Annotated in this window: 10 protein-coding genes; 3 read left to right on the top strand and 7 right to left on the bottom strand. The window is 63.4% G+C overall.

Annotation, left to right across the window (positions count from 1 at the left end; all coding sequences use genetic code 11):
* Nucleotides 1–5: 5 nt before the first annotated feature.
* Both IB272_RS09535 and IB272_RS09530 read right to left on the bottom strand, forming a co-directional pair.
* The gene (locus IB272_RS09535; RefSeq protein WP_192444358.1) at nt 6–797 is read right to left on the bottom strand and encodes a molybdopterin-binding protein; all 792 of its coding nucleotides are present in this window, start codon (nt 795–797) and stop codon (nt 6–8) included.
* Nucleotides 794–1,657, bottom strand: coding sequence for a cytochrome b/b6 domain-containing protein (locus tag IB272_RS09530; protein ID WP_113505057.1), 864 nt, complete (start codon nt 1,655–1,657; stop codon nt 794–796). The genes IB272_RS09535 and IB272_RS09530 overlap by 4 nt, the downstream gene beginning before the upstream one ends.
* Nucleotides 1,658–1,894: 237 nt before the next feature.
* On the opposite strand from IB272_RS09530, the gene IB272_RS09525 reads away from it, so the two are divergent.
* On the top strand, nt 1,895–2,446 hold the full coding sequence (locus IB272_RS09525; RefSeq protein ID WP_034794604.1) for a hypothetical protein: 552 nt from the start codon (nt 1,895–1,897) through the stop codon (nt 2,444–2,446).
* Nucleotides 2,447–2,524: 78 nt separating this feature from the next.
* Here the strand turns inward: IB272_RS09525 and folK are convergent, their stop codons facing one another.
* The 3 genes from folK to folP all read right to left on the bottom strand — a co-directional run bounded on the left by folK (nt 2,525) and on the right by folP (nt 4,373).
* The gene (gene folK, locus IB272_RS09520) at nt 2,525–3,049 is read right to left on the bottom strand and encodes a 2-amino-4-hydroxy-6-hydroxymethyldihydropteridine diphosphokinase (RefSeq protein WP_112976759.1); all 525 of its coding nucleotides are present in this window, start codon (nt 3,047–3,049) and stop codon (nt 2,525–2,527) included.
* On the bottom strand, nt 3,039–3,407 hold the full coding sequence (folB, locus tag IB272_RS09515) for a dihydroneopterin aldolase (RefSeq protein ID WP_034794609.1): 369 nt from the start codon (nt 3,405–3,407) through the stop codon (nt 3,039–3,041). Before folB ends, folK begins: the two co-directional genes overlap by 11 nt.
* A gap of 114 nt (nt 3,408–3,521) precedes the next feature.
* Nucleotides 3,522–4,373 (bottom strand): dihydropteroate synthase, encoded by an 852-nt coding sequence (gene folP / locus IB272_RS09510; RefSeq protein WP_060520719.1) that lies wholly within the window; start codon nt 4,371–4,373, stop codon nt 3,522–3,524.
* A gap of 107 nt (nt 4,374–4,480) precedes the next feature.
* On the opposite strand from folP, the gene IB272_RS09505 reads away from it, so the two are divergent.
* Nucleotides 4,481–5,110, top strand: coding sequence for a DUF922 domain-containing protein (locus IB272_RS09505; RefSeq protein ID WP_034794616.1), 630 nt, complete (start codon nt 4,481–4,483; stop codon nt 5,108–5,110).
* Between the two features lie 435 nt (nt 5,111–5,545).
* Here the strand turns inward: IB272_RS09505 and IB272_RS09500 are convergent, their stop codons facing one another.
* Both IB272_RS09500 and IB272_RS09495 read right to left on the bottom strand, forming a co-directional pair.
* A complete protein-coding gene (locus IB272_RS09500; protein WP_034794619.1) occupies nt 5,546–5,866 on the bottom strand; it encodes a 2Fe-2S iron-sulfur cluster-binding protein in 321 nt (106 codons plus the stop codon).
* 248 nt (nt 5,867–6,114) lie between these two features.
* Entirely contained in the window at nt 6,115–6,483 is a 369-nt protein-coding gene (locus IB272_RS09495; RefSeq protein WP_034794621.1) for an Hpt domain-containing protein, read from the bottom strand.
* Nucleotides 6,484–7,020: 537 nt separating this feature from the next.
* Between IB272_RS09495 and IB272_RS09490 the strand changes: the two genes are divergently transcribed.
* Complete coding sequence (locus tag IB272_RS09490) at nt 7,021–13,692, top strand: kinesin (RefSeq protein WP_192444357.1); 6,672 nt, start codon at nt 7,021–7,023, stop codon at nt 13,690–13,692.
* Nucleotides 13,693–13,833 lie beyond the last annotated feature (141 nt).

Raw genomic sequence — 13,833 nt, 5'->3', positions numbered from 1 at the left:
CGAAACTAGATCCCCGCATACCAGTCGTAGCCGAGATCCTCCCAATAGCCGCCGCGCCCTCGACCGAAGGGCGCGAGATCGGCAACGACTTCGATCGCCTTGATGTACTTCGCCATCTTGTAACCCAGCTGGCGTTCGACCCGGACGCGCAGTGGAGCGCCGTTGGCAACCGGCAAAGCCGCACCGTTCAGGGCATAAGCGAGGATCGTTTGCGGGTGTCGCGCATCGAGCATATCGATCGATTCGTAATAGGCGACGGAGCCGCCAAGGCCGAGCGGCATGCTGTCGAAGCAATGAAAGACCACGTAACGCGCCTCGGGCTTCACCCGGGCTTCATCGAGGACGCGAGTAACGGCAACGCCGCTCCACTTGGCGATGCAGCTCCAGCCCTCGACACAGTCGTGTCGGGTGATCTGGGTGCGCGACGGCATGTTGCGCAACTCTGCAAGCGTCAGGTGAAGCGGTCGCTCGACCAGGCCGGAAACGCGAAGCCGGTATCCGGCAAAGCCGTCCTGCTTCAGCGCGAGATAGGTCGCATCACCCGGGTCGGTGGAGCCGTTCGGTCGTTGCCCCTGCCGGATCTCGCTCTCGGCAAATTCCGGCGCCAGCCGCTCAGCCGGCACCAGCAGCCGCTGTGCTCGGTAAGTAAGGCTGTTGGCGGATGCGAGAAAGTCGCGCACGCGACTGCCGCCGCCAACGAAGCCGTCGAGCGCGTCGCACCCGGCAAGCGGCAACGACGAGACCGTAGCCCCCGCCGCCGCCAGGAAGCGCCGGCGACTGAGGAGGAACGTGCTCATGTTCTTCCTCCCCGGTCCATCGAACGCCTGATGCGATAACGCCCAGTAATCATCGACCGCATCTCGTTGATCGGACCGGCGGCAAAAACCATGGCGATGTGCACAGTGAAGAAGCCGACGAGCAGAAGCATCATGACGAAATGGATCGTGCGGGCCGACTGCCTGCCGCCAAAGAGTTGAACCAGCCAGGGCCAGCCGGCGTCCATGCCCGGCGACATCGTCAGCCCTGTCGCGATCATGAGAGGAAAAAAGACCAGGAGAACAATGCCGTAGGAGAGTTTCTGCAAGCTGTTGTAACGCCCGTGATGTTCGAAGCGAAACTGCAGATGCGCGATGAAGGTCGCGGGCAAGGCGCGGATGTCGGCCAAAGCGGGAAGAATGTCCCGCCGCAGGTGACCGTTGATCGCGCTTGCGACCAGCCAGATGGAATAGACGACGGCAAACATCCAGGCGAAGAAGAAGTGCACGACGCGGCCGGTGGCGAGGTCCTGGTAGGACGGCAAGGTCAACCAGGCCGGAAAAGCCCGATAGGCCCGCTCCTGTTCCGGCCCGCTGACGCCCAGGACACCAGTGGTGTCAACGCTCAGCCCCAAGACTGTCGTCAGGCCGCGAACCTCGCCGCTTCGTTCACGCACAGGCCCAATCGACAGGATGCTGATGTCGAAGGCAAAACCCGACTGCTGCCCGACATAGAGTGCCGGGTGCGCGTTGAAGATCTGCAGGCCGCTGAGAAACAGAAAGAACAGCGCGCCGGCCCATCCCCAATGGGTAAGCCGGGTTGTCAGCCGGTGCCGCGATATCACCAGGCTCTGCTGTGCGTCTGACGCGGTCGATTCGGAATCATGTCCTGCTGTAACCATGGGAAATCTCCCGTTTCCCATGGTTATACGTAGCGCGATTGGGGCAAGTTTCATGTCCCCGCACAATGCTCGCCGAAATCCGCCAACCCACTGTATTTCCTAAGCCAAAAATGCTGTGGTCAATCCGCTTTTCGGCCACAAAGAAGCCGCGCCGCGCACCGCGCAGAAACTGTCCGTTAACCATTTGCGCGCAAATGTGGCTTTCAGTTTCGGACGTTGACCCATCAAGGATCGTTTATGTTCTCGCGCCCTTCTTTGATCGCTCGCGGCGCTGCCGCCTTCGCGCTTGCAGCCACCGTCGGCCTTGCGACACCGGCTTTTTCCGGCGCCAAGGACAAGGTCTTTTTCGAGAAGGTCGCGGGCCAGTGGAAGGGCCCGGGCGAGATCGTCGCGGGCAAGTACAAGGGCACCAAGTTCACCTGCGATCTCTCGGGCGAACCGGTTGCGGGCGATGACACCGGCATCAAGCTCGACGGCTTCTGCCGCGTCGGCGTGTTCAAGCAGCCGATGTCGGCGCTGATCACACAGAAGGGCAACACCTATACCGGCAAGTTTCTCGACGGCGCCGAGGGCAAGGGCCTGGATATCATTTCCGGCAACGTCGCCAAGGACAAGGTCGTCGTCGGCATCAATCGCAAGAAGCTGAATGGCGCCATGATCGCCCGTCTGCAGGACGACCAGACGATGAACATCACCATTTCGGTCAAGGTCGAAGAAACGATGGTGCCGGTCATCGGCGTCAGCCTCAACCGCCAGATCGACGCGATCGCTGTCGGCTCGATCAAGTAACGTTCAACACCCGAATAAACGACGAAGCCCCGGCATCGACCGGGGCTTTGTCGTTTGTGGATTATGTTGCGGTCCTGTTCAGGCGCCTGCGCGCCACCAGCTCATGTCACCATCCGCAACCTCGATGCCTGCGACGTCAGCCTGCTGCAGCCAGTCGCCGACCGGACGGCCGCCAACAGCCATGTCGGCGGCGAAATCGGCAAGCGGCATCAGTACGAAACCGCGCTCGGTCATCCTCGGATGTGGCAACTCCAGCCGCCCGCCCGCTTGCGCCACGCCCTCGAAGGTCAGCACATCGATGTCGAGCGTGCGCGGCCCCCAGCGCTCGTCGCGAACCCTCTTCATCGACCGTTCGATATCAAGGCAGGCGTCGAGCAGGGCTTCGGGCTCGAGCGTCGTGTCGACCTTGGCGCAGGCATTGTAGAACCAGGCCTGGTCCGTCTTGCCCCAGGGCGGCGTGCGATAAAGGCGCGAGACGGCCTTGACCACGCAGTCGTCGCGGGCATCGAGCAGGCGAAGCGCTTCGGCCATCGCCTTGCGGGGATCGCCGAGATTGCCGCCAAGCCCGAGTGTCGCTGCCCGCCAACTCACCTCAGACGACATGCTCGACCGTCACTTCGACATAATCGAGCACACCCGGAACCGGCGCATTCGGCTTGCGGATCGACACCTTGGCGCGCTTGATCTGCGGGAAGCGCACGCAGAGCGTCTTGGCCACTTCCAGCGCCAGCGCCTCGATCAGATAGCGGCGGCGGCCGGTGACGATGCGCTCGATCTCCTGGAAGGCGATGCCGTAATGCACGGTGTCTTCGATCGAGTCGTCGACCAGCGCCGTTCCCTGTTCGACTTCGAGCTCGGCATCGACGAAGAAGCGCTGACCGAGAAGCTCCTCCTCGTCGAAGACGCCGTGGCGCGCGAAGAAGGCGCAGTTCTTGAGGGTGATGATATAGGTCGCGCTCATGCTTCTCAGTCCCATCGGCTTTCTTGGATCGCCATGATTGCGCGGTCGAGCCGCTCAGCAGTCATGCGCGTGATTGGTAGTCACAGGTTCAGGCGGAATGCGGACGAGATAATCTCACCTCGCTCTGGCGTGCAGCATAGCATCCGCCATCGCCAGTGCATCCTTGCTGTTTGCGACATCGTGTACGCGGAAAATTGAGGCGCCGGCAACGCGCAAAAGAGCCGTTGTCGCGGCCGTCGCCATGTCGCGATCGGCCGCCTCTCGGCCGCTGACCGCGCCGACGAAGCGCTTGCGCGACGTTCCGACCAGGAATGGCAGCTCGAAACGGTGCAACTCTGCGAAGCGCGCCATCAATTCCAGGTTCTCATCCGTGTCCTTGGCGAAGCCGAAGCCCGGATCGAGAATGATGCGATCCCGCTCCACGCCGGCAGCAGCCGCGATCTCGAGCGACCGGTCGAGAAAATGAAACTGATCGGCGATCACGTCTGCGAGTTTTTCACGGCCCCGGCCCGTATGCATGACGCAGATGCCAGCGCCGCTCTTGGCGGCGACAGCGGCAATGTCGGGTTCGCGCTGAAGGCCGTGCACATCGTTGACGATATGCGCGCCGGCGTCGACCGCAAGCTGGGCGGTCGAGGCTCTGTAAGTGTCGACGGAAATCAGCGCATCGGTATCACGGGCAAGCGCTGCGATGACAGGCAGGATCCGCGCCTGTTCTTCCTCGGCGCTGACGGGCGCCGCATCGGGGCGTGTGGATTCACCGCCGATATCGAGGATCAAGGCGCCCTCCTCCAGGCAGCGCATCCCTTGCGCCACCGCGGCAACGGCATCGATAAAACGGCCGCCATCGGAAAAAGAATCCGGGGTAACATTGACGATCGCCATCAAAACGCCACGCGGCCCCAGTTCGAGGCTGCGTCCATGCGCCAGCTTCCAGCTAAATTTCTGAAATGGATTGTAAGTCATTTTCCCTCACCATCCGCATACGGCCGGGAGCCATCGTTTTGCTGTTGCGCCAGCGCTGGCTATGCCCCAAGCTTGATTGAAGTTCAACCGAAGAGAACCACGCATTGATGTCCCGAGTACGCGTCCCGTTCAAAGTCGCCCTTCTTGCTCTCCTGGTTGCCGCCCCGCTTGGCACGGCCTCGGGCGAAACCGTGGTGAACAAGAGCTTCTCCTATTTTTCGATCGGCGGCCGGACTGCGGAAGAACTGGACAAGGCACTCTCGGCCAGCGGCCCGATGATGAAATCGACCGGCGCACGGCATCCGGGCGCGACCCGCATCAAGTTCGGCGGCTCGATCACCTATGTCAGCCGCAACGGACGCTGCGCCGTCGGCTCGGCCCGCGTCACGCTCAACACGCGCATCATTCTGCCCAAATGGAAGTATCGCCGCCAGGCCGGACGTGACCTCGCCCTCGTGTGGGACACGCTGTCGAGCGACATCAAACGCCACGAGGAGCGCCACGCGGAAATCGCCCGCAATCACGCGCGGCGGATGGAGAAGATGTTCCTGGCGCTGAAGCCGCAGGACACGTGCGAAGAGATGCAGGAAAGCGTTGCCCGCGTCAGCGCAACCGCGATAGAGGCGCATGACAAGGATCAGGCTCGCTTCGACCGCACCGAAGCCGCCAACTTCGACAAGCGCATGATCCGTCTTCTGCAATACAGGCTGGAGACGCTGAAGAAAGCGCAACAGTAGATAGCAAAGCCGGAACCCAGAAGAAGAGCCTGACTATAGTCACGGCTCGGGCCATTTCGGCGGCAATACCCACAGTATTTTATTGGTGAAATATAACGATGGCTGCCGGCCGGCGACTCATCTATATTCAAACCAATGAGAGAGGGGCCGGGACAAAGACTAGCCCCACAAATTGAATAGGTTATGCGCGACGCGATTGCGGCGCGAAAAGCTTAGATGTTGCCTTTACTTTGAATTGCGCAACGTTGTTCACTTGAAAAGAAAAAAAGAAATCGAACAGCGGAGCCGGAACGGGTTCTCCTGGCGTGTCTTGGTGCAGCAGATGTTCCCTCCCTCATCTGTATGCGATGCGCCCTCCTCGCCTCGCTTGTCCAACGACCGGCGAGGCGCTTTTTTTGTGCGGAGGTCTGAAAGAAGGGGCGTGGGACGCAGGCGTTAGGCCTGGCGCTCCGGCACGTGCACGACGAGACCGTCGAGCGCATCGCTCATCTTGATCTGACAGGAAAGCCGCGACGTCGGGCGGACGTCGTAGGCAAAGTCCAGCATGTCTTCTTCCATGGCTTCCGGAGCGCCGACGGTCTGAGCCCAGGCATCGTCGACGTAGACATGACAGGTCGCACAGGCGCAGGCTCCGCCGCATTCCGCTTCGATGCCGGGAACCGAATTGCGAACGGCGTTTTCCATGACCGTCGAGCCGTTCTCGACATCAAGTTCGTGGCGCGCGCCATCAAAGGCAACGATCGTAAGTTTTGTCATGTCTCTTTCCGGAATGTACTGGTGGATTGGCCGGGCGCAAGGCCTGTTGAGAAAAGAACCCCCGCGGGCGCAAATTCAGGGAAAGTTCTTCCAACAAATCGGCCGGCCAGTCAACAACGGCCGTCATTCTGTGCGTCGCCGCGGATCGCGCCGGTAGCAATGGCTGCCGGCACGGCGCCCTCTATGCGAGGCGCGGGCATCGTGCGGCAGACAGGGGTCGGTTAGGCCCCCTGTCTGCTCGGGAGCCGCTAGCGGCAGAGCTTCAGAATGAAGAGCTCGGCTTCGAGCACGGCCGATGCGAGCTGGTCGCAGAGCGAGGCTTCGGCCGGATTGTGTTCGATCGCGCCGGCAACGCTTGCAACGTCGACGGCACCAACCGCAAGGGCTGCGCCCTTTAGCCGGTGGGCTGCCTGGGCACGGGGCGTGCCCTCGCCTTCGGCGATTTCCTTCAAGACCTGGCGCGCCTGGCGCGCAAAGAGTTGCAGCACTTCGATTTCGAGCGCCTTGTCACCCATCGTCTGGACGGCGAGGTGAGCAAAGTCGATCGGCTTTTTGCCTGACGCAGAAGAGTTTCCCGGACTATCCGGGGCTTCAAAGGCAATCCTGAGGGCCGCCATGAGCCAATTTTCCTATTGTTTGTTTGATGTTGGCCTGTTTCCGGCATCGCTTCATCGGGAGCGGTGCCGCCGCCCGCACTGTTCAGACTTCCATCTTCGGCGGGCTCCGGCACCTATTGGCTCAAATCCGGGCGCAATATAGGCAGTATTTTGGGAAAATGGTTAACGTCCGTTAAACTCTCTGATTTCCTTATCTTTTCCGGCTTTTAGACCTGCATCGCATTAAGATTTCATTAGGATTTTAATCAACCCCAAGCGCTCTTAATTGTAAGAACCCAGCTAATGTGTCACTACGATACGCTTAGGAACGGACCCGCGTACGAAAATGGCAACCGTTCCGGTGGATAAGCTCGACGCGTGGTCCCATTCGGCCACAAATGCGACTATCCGTCGAGGCAATGCAGTGGGTGATCAGTAGGGTATTGCGTAGATCCGATGCGCGTATCTTGCCGTCACCGCCCATGAGGAAGAGACCCTGCCCGCTAACGGGCCAGAGGCGCTTTCCATTCTGGGCAAAAGGTAATGAGGCGTATCCCTATGGCGACGAAAAAGAGCAATGAGTCGATCGACGAAAAGGCGTTCCAGGCTCTGGAAGCTGCCCTGAAGATTGATTTCGACGAGCTTGCATCGAGCCCGAATGACAAGACTTCCTTGGATGATCCGGAGGAAAATGTGTCTCAGCCCACCAATCAGGCGGCGACGCCCGATCAGAATAAGAAAGCACGGCCTCAGCCGGAACAGTCCCGCGGGGCACGTGCTGCAGAAGCGGCCAAGACGCTCGCTCCGGAACCTGCGCCCAAGTCCCCGTCCCTTTCCGCCGCCAACGACGATGGTCGCCGTTCGCCGGCTGCGATGCTGCGTGCGCTCGACGTGCGCTCCAATCGCGCCGCGATCCGCGTTGCTGCGCTGGTGTCCGTCATCTGGGCGGTTGCCGGCCTCGGTGTCGCCAACCTTCTTTACGGGCCGCAGATCTGGCAGATCCGTTCGCTGAGCGACCTTGCCGCCACCCCTGGCGCCGTCGGCGTCGCGATCGGCATCGTGCTGCCGATCATGCTTTTCTTCTCCTTTGCCATCATGATCGCCCGCGCGCAGGAACTGCGCAACGCCGCGCGCTCGATGGCGGAAGTCGCCCTGCGCCTTGCCGAGCCGGAAACGGCTGCTGCCGATCGCGTCATGACGGTCGGCCAGGCCGTCCGTCGCGAAGTCTCGGCGATGAACGAAGGCATCGAACGCACGATTGCCCGCGCCACCGAACTCGAAACGCTGGTTCATTCCGAGGTCAACGCGCTCGAACGCAGCTACAGCGAAAACGAACTGCGCGTGCGCACGCTGGTGCAGGAACTCGGGCTTGAGCGCGAAGCCATCATCGGCCATTCGGAGCGTATCCGTTCGGCCATCTCCGGTGCGCATGGCAAGCTGAAGGACGACCTGGAACAGGCAAGCGAAGACATTGCTTCGCGCATTGCAATTTCGGGCGAAGCCTTTGCCTCGCTTATCGACACCCGCGCGGCTGCCCTCAGCGAGAAGTCGGACGGCGCCTTGCAGTCGATCGGCAGCATGCTGACGACCCGCACCGATGCGCTGCTTTCGGGCCTGACCGCTGCCGGCCTTGGTCTCAGCACTGAATTTGACACCCGGCTTGACCAGCTCAGCGACACGCTGACGAAGCGCGGCGAAGACCTGCTCAGCCAGTTCGAAACGCGCGCCTCCTCGCTTGACGCCAGCACCGAGAAGCTGAATGCGGCGCTCAACGAACGCGCCCGCCAGCTCAACGAAACACTGATCGCCCGCACCCGCGACCTCAACGAAAGCCTGAGCGTCGGCCAGCACGCCATCACCGGTGGTCTCGACCACGTGCTCGCCTCGCTCAACGCCACGCTCGACGAAAAGGGCGCGAGCTTCCGCCAGAGCCTGCGCTCCAGCGCCGACGACGCGATCATGGACCTCGACCTTCGCGGCGGCTTCTTTGAAGAGAAGCTGCAGACGACCGTCGGCCAGCTCGCAACCGCCTTCGACGAGCGGTTCCACGAGTTTGCCTCCGCCTTCGACAAGCGTGCGAGCCTGCTCGACACCAAGCTCATGGAAAGCCTGCACCGCATCAACGAGACCGTCTCCGGCGGTTCGGAAGCGATCGGCGGCGCGCTCGACAGCAGCATCGAGAAGATCGGCTCGGCGCTTTCCGACCAGTCGCTGACGCTTGCGACCACGCTCGGCGCGACCCAGGACTTCATCGAAGAGACGATTGCGAGCCGTACCACGGAACTCGGCAACATGATCGGCGATGCGCACACCCGCATCGACAGCGTGCTCTCCGAAAAGACCAGCGGCCTCATGGGTGCCCTCACCCAGGCACAGGACCGCATCGAAAACGGCTTCGGCCAGCGTGCGGACGCACTTTCGAGCGCACTGACGACGAGCGAACAGCGCCTGACCGAAGGTCTCGACAGCCGTACCGCTGCCTTCGTCGACGGCCTGCAGGCCGCGCACGCCCGCATCGAGCAGACCCTGCACGGCTCGACCGACGAGATCACCAGCGCCATCGCTGCCAGCCAGCACCGCCTCGACAACACCCTGTCGGAACGCACGCTCGCGCTTTCGACGATCCTCTCCATGGGCGCGGACTCGATCGACACCGCCGTCAGCGGCACGGCTGACCGGCTGGAGCGCGTCCTTTCCGAACGCGGCGAAGCGATCTCCGACGCGCTCACCAACCAGACGACGGCGCTTGACGGCGTACTCGCCGAGCGCGCCGCCGCCATCACCTCGACGATGTCGTCGCGTGCCAACGAGATGGCCAATACGCTGAGCCGTCACGCCGAAGACGTGGCCGACAGCCTGACCTTCCGGGCAACCGCCGTCGCCGAAACCATGACCGACCGCGTCGGTGATATCGAGCAGAAGCTCTCCGAGAGCGTCAACACGATCGCCGAAAACCTCGGCGGCCGCGTCAGCCTGATCTCCGATACGCTCACCCAGACGAGTGCCCGCATCGCCGAGGATCTGAGCGGCCGTGTCAGCAAGATCTCCGATACGCTGACCGAGACCAGCGCGCACATCGCCGATGCGCTGACGGCGCGCACCACCGAAGCGACCGCGTCGCTTGCCGGCAAGGCAGCGGAAATCGAGGAGACGCTGAGCGGCCGCGCCGAGCACCTGCGCGATACGCTCTCGTCCACGCACGAACAGATCCGCGTCACGCTCGACGACCGCATCAACGCCATCAACCTTGCCGTCGGCCAGGGCCGCGAGCAGCTCGAAGGCATGCTTGCCGATCAGTCGACCGCGATCGCCACGACGCTCGCCACCAGCGCCGGCATGCTGGAAATGTCGCTCGAAGAGCGTCAGTCGGCACTCGCCAGCGCCATCGACCGCAGCGGCGAAGTGCTCGACAGCCGTATGCGCTCGACCACGGGCCATATTGCCGAGCGCCTGGCCGAAACCGCCAACCAGATCAGCCTGGCGGCCGACAGCCTCACCAACCGCGTTGACCTGTCGATCAACGGCCTCAACGATCGCCTTGACGATACCGGCATGCGCGTCGAAACCACCCTCGGCGCACTCGAAGAGCGCATGCGCGAGAGCGCCGGCAACATCAGCTCGATCGTCGATGAAACCGGCATGCATCTCGAGACCCGCGTTGGCGTCCTCGAAGACCGTATTCGTGGCACCGTCGGCAACGTCGGCGCCGTGGTCGACGACACCGGCGCACGGATCGAGAGCAATCTCGGTGCCCTCGAAAACCGCATTCGCGGCAGCGTCACCAATGTCGGCTCCGTCGTTGATGATGCGGCGGCCCGTGTCGAAGGTGGCCTCAGCGCGCTCGAAGACCGTATCCGTGGCAGCGTCAGCGGCGTCAATGCGATCGTCGGCGAGACCGGTGCACTGATCGAAAACAGCCTCGGCGTCCTTCAGGACCGCATCCGCGGCAGCGTCAACGACGTCAACACTCTGGTCGACGATACCGGCCTGCGCCTGGAAGTCAGCCTCAGCTCGCTGGAAGACCGGGTTCGCGACAGCGTCGGCAGCGTCAACCAGATCGTCGACGGCGCCGGACAGCGGATCGCCGACAGCCTTGGTGACCGCGCTGGCGACATCGACCGCATGAGCGAAGTTGCGGCAACCCGGATCACCGGCGCCATCGAGTCCGGTGCGGAACGCATCGCCGAACGCCTCGGCACCATGGATCGTGCCCTCAACATCGGCCTAGATAACGTCAACCGCACGATCGAGGGCAAGGCGGCCGTTCTGGTCACCAGCCTGCGCGGCGCCGTTCACGAGGCAACGCAGGATATCGACGCTGAAGCCAATCGCCTGGAAGGCAAGACGTCCGACATCGTCGCCAATCTGCGCAGCGCAGTCGGCGGCGTGGCTGAGGACTTCGATGCCGAAGCCGTGCGCCTGGAAGACAAGGCAGCCGGTCTCGCAAACACGCTCCGCAGCGCCGTTGGCGATGTCGCGCAGGAACTCGACGCAGAAACGCTGCGCATGGAAGACAAGGCTGCCGGCCTCGTCAACACGCTTCGCAGCGCCGTTGGCGACGTCGCCCAGGAACTCGACGCAGAGGCACTGCGCATGGAAGACAAGGCCGCCGGCCTTGTGAACAGCCTGCGCGGCGCCATCAGCGGTGCAGCTCAGGAAATCGACGCGGAAGCTGTCCGCTCGGCCGGGCTGCTGTCGAAGGCAGGCGACGATTTCGCCTCCGCGCTTGCCGCTCGCCAGGCAGACTTCGCCAACACGATCGACCAGACGGCAGCCGCCACCGCCGCGCGCCACGCCGAGCTTGCCAACTCGATCGAGCAGAAGGCGGCAGCGACCGCTGCACGTCATGCCGAGCTTGCCCGCTCGATCGCCGACGCGGCCGACACCGCAAGCGCACGGCTGGCCGCAACGCACAGCCAGATCGCCAACCACGCCGACAACATCCACCAGGGCCTCAGCAATACGGAGAAGGCGCTGGAAGCCCGTGGCGAAGCAATCCGCACCACGCTCGACGAGCGCACCCGCGAACTCAACTCGATGCTCGCCGGCCGCTCGATGGAGCTGTCGCGCCTGATCGACGAGCAGGCACGCCCGGTCATCGACCAGTATGCCGCCACCGGCCGCGAGGCAGCCGAGCGCATCGCTGCCGTGACCCAGGAAAGCGCCGACCGCCTGCGTGCGGAAAACGCCGCCCTCGTCAACGCCATCGCCGAGCGCACGGGCGAGACGCTGAACGCGATCTCCTACCGCGCCGAAGAGACGGCAAAGGCGATGAAGATGGTCGAAAACCGTCTGCAGTCGACCGCCCTTGGCCTGATCGACCAGCTCGCCAACAACAATGCGGCCATCGCCACGGTCATCGACCAGGCGAGCAGCAACCTCGGCGAAATGGACCAGCGTCTGGAATCGACGATCGCCCGCGTGTCGGAATCGACCCGTCAGGCCTCCGACATGCTGTCGACCTCCACCCGCCTCATCGAAGGCAAGGTCGACAAGCTCTCCGATATCTCCGCCTCGACCCTGTCGCAGATCGGCGGCATTGTCGGCCGGTTCGAAGACCACTCGCGCGTTCTCGGCCAGGCCTCTGACCTGCTCGGCGCGGCCCAGTCGAACCTCGTCAGCACGCTCGAGGAACGCCAGGATGCGCTTCGCACCCTGTCGGTCGGCCTCGTGCAGCGCTCGGAAGAGATCGAACGCACGATGCGTGCGCTCGAAGGCTTCGTCGACGGCGCCTTCCAGCGGGCCGAAGAACGCTCGGGCCACGTTGCCGGCAACCTGCGCAGCGGTATCCAGCAGTCCTTCGCCGATGTCGGTCGCCTGCTGACGAGCGCCGAACAGCGCGCGGCAGAAGCTGCTGAATCGATGCGCAACACGCTCGCCCAGGCCGGTGACGAAGCCGGCGCCTCGGTCGAGCAGGTCTTCAGCCGTGCCGAAGAGCGTTCGCGCCAGATCGCCAACACGCTTCGCTCTGGCGTCGAGACCTCGTTTGCCGACGTCAACAAGACGCTCTCCTCCGTCGAAGGCCGTGCGCTCGGCGCATCGGAAGCCCTTCGCCAGGCGATCGCCAAGGTCGGTGAAGATGCCGGTGCCTCGATCGAGGGTGCCTTTGCCAATGCCGAGGAGCGCTCCAAGGAAGTCGCCTCGCGTCTGCGCGGCAGCGTTGCGGCCTCGGTGTCCGACATCGAGCGCATGCTTGCCGAAAGCGGCAAGAAGTCCGATGGCGTCGCAGACCAGCTGCGTGACGCCGTTCGCGTCGCGATCGACGAGGCGATCGGCCGCTTCAGCGGCGCGACTGACGAAATCCGTCGCTCGGCTGGCGAGATCCGCAAGGAACTCGACATGACCCGCGAAGAGCTGAAGCGCGGTGCCTTCGACCTGCCGGAAGAAGCCAAGGAAAATGCGGCCGTCATGCGCCGTGCCGTCGGCGAGCAGATCAAGGCGCTGCAGGAACTGTCCGACATCATCGGCAAGTCCTCGACGCAGCTCGAAGTGGCCCAGCCGCTGCGCCAGCAGCCGGCCGCCACTCCGGTCGCCCGTCCCGTGCAGCAGCAGGCAGCCCCGCAGCCGCAACCGGTCGCACAGCCGCAGCCCCAGCCAGTGGCACAGCAGCCGGTGGCACAGCAGCCGGTAGCGCAGCAGCCCGTCATCGAGCAGCCGCGCCGTCAGGAACCGGCGCCGGCGCTGCGCGGCAGCCTCGGTATCGAGCAGCCCGCCGTTCGCCAGCCGGCGCCGACGCAGGCTGTGAGCAACGAGGTCGCCGAAGGTGGTGGCTGGATGCGCGACCTGCTCCGTGCGGCGTCGCGCGAAGAAGCACCCTCGCCCGCGCCGCAGCGTCCGGCCGAGGCTCAGCCGACCGCACGGGCCGGCGACAGCCGCAACCCGCGCCACGTGGTTGAATCGCTGAACTCGCTTTCGGTCGATATCGCCCGCGCCATCGATCATGATGCGTCGGTCGATCTGTGGCGCCGCTACCAGCGCGGCGAGCGCGACGTCTTTACGCGTCGCCTCTACACGCTGAAGGGCCAGCAGACCTTCGACGAGATCAAGCGCAAGTACGACCGCGAGCCGGAATTCCGCACCGCTGTCGACCGCTACATCGCAGATTTCGAAAAGCTGCTCGCCGATGTCGCCCGCAACGACCCGGACAAGCGCATCACCCAGACCTACCTGACGTCGGATACCGGCAAGGTCTATACTATGCTCGCCCACGCCGCCGGCCGCTTCAGCTAAGCGAGCCCCGATAGAAACAATCAAAACGGCCCCGTCTTGCGACGGGGCCGTTTTCGTTTGCAGGGATATCAGAGAAGAAAAGCGACGGATCACTTCCGCTAAGATACTAGCGATCCCTTGTGATGCAGAGCGCTCCTTAAG

This window comes from Ensifer sp. ENS08, from assembly GCF_014852195.1.
Lineage (GTDB): Bacteria > Pseudomonadota > Alphaproteobacteria > Rhizobiales > Rhizobiaceae > Ensifer > Ensifer adhaerens.
The sequence above is the reverse complement of the archived record's forward strand: the minus strand, read 5'-3'. Positions and strand labels throughout refer to the sequence as shown.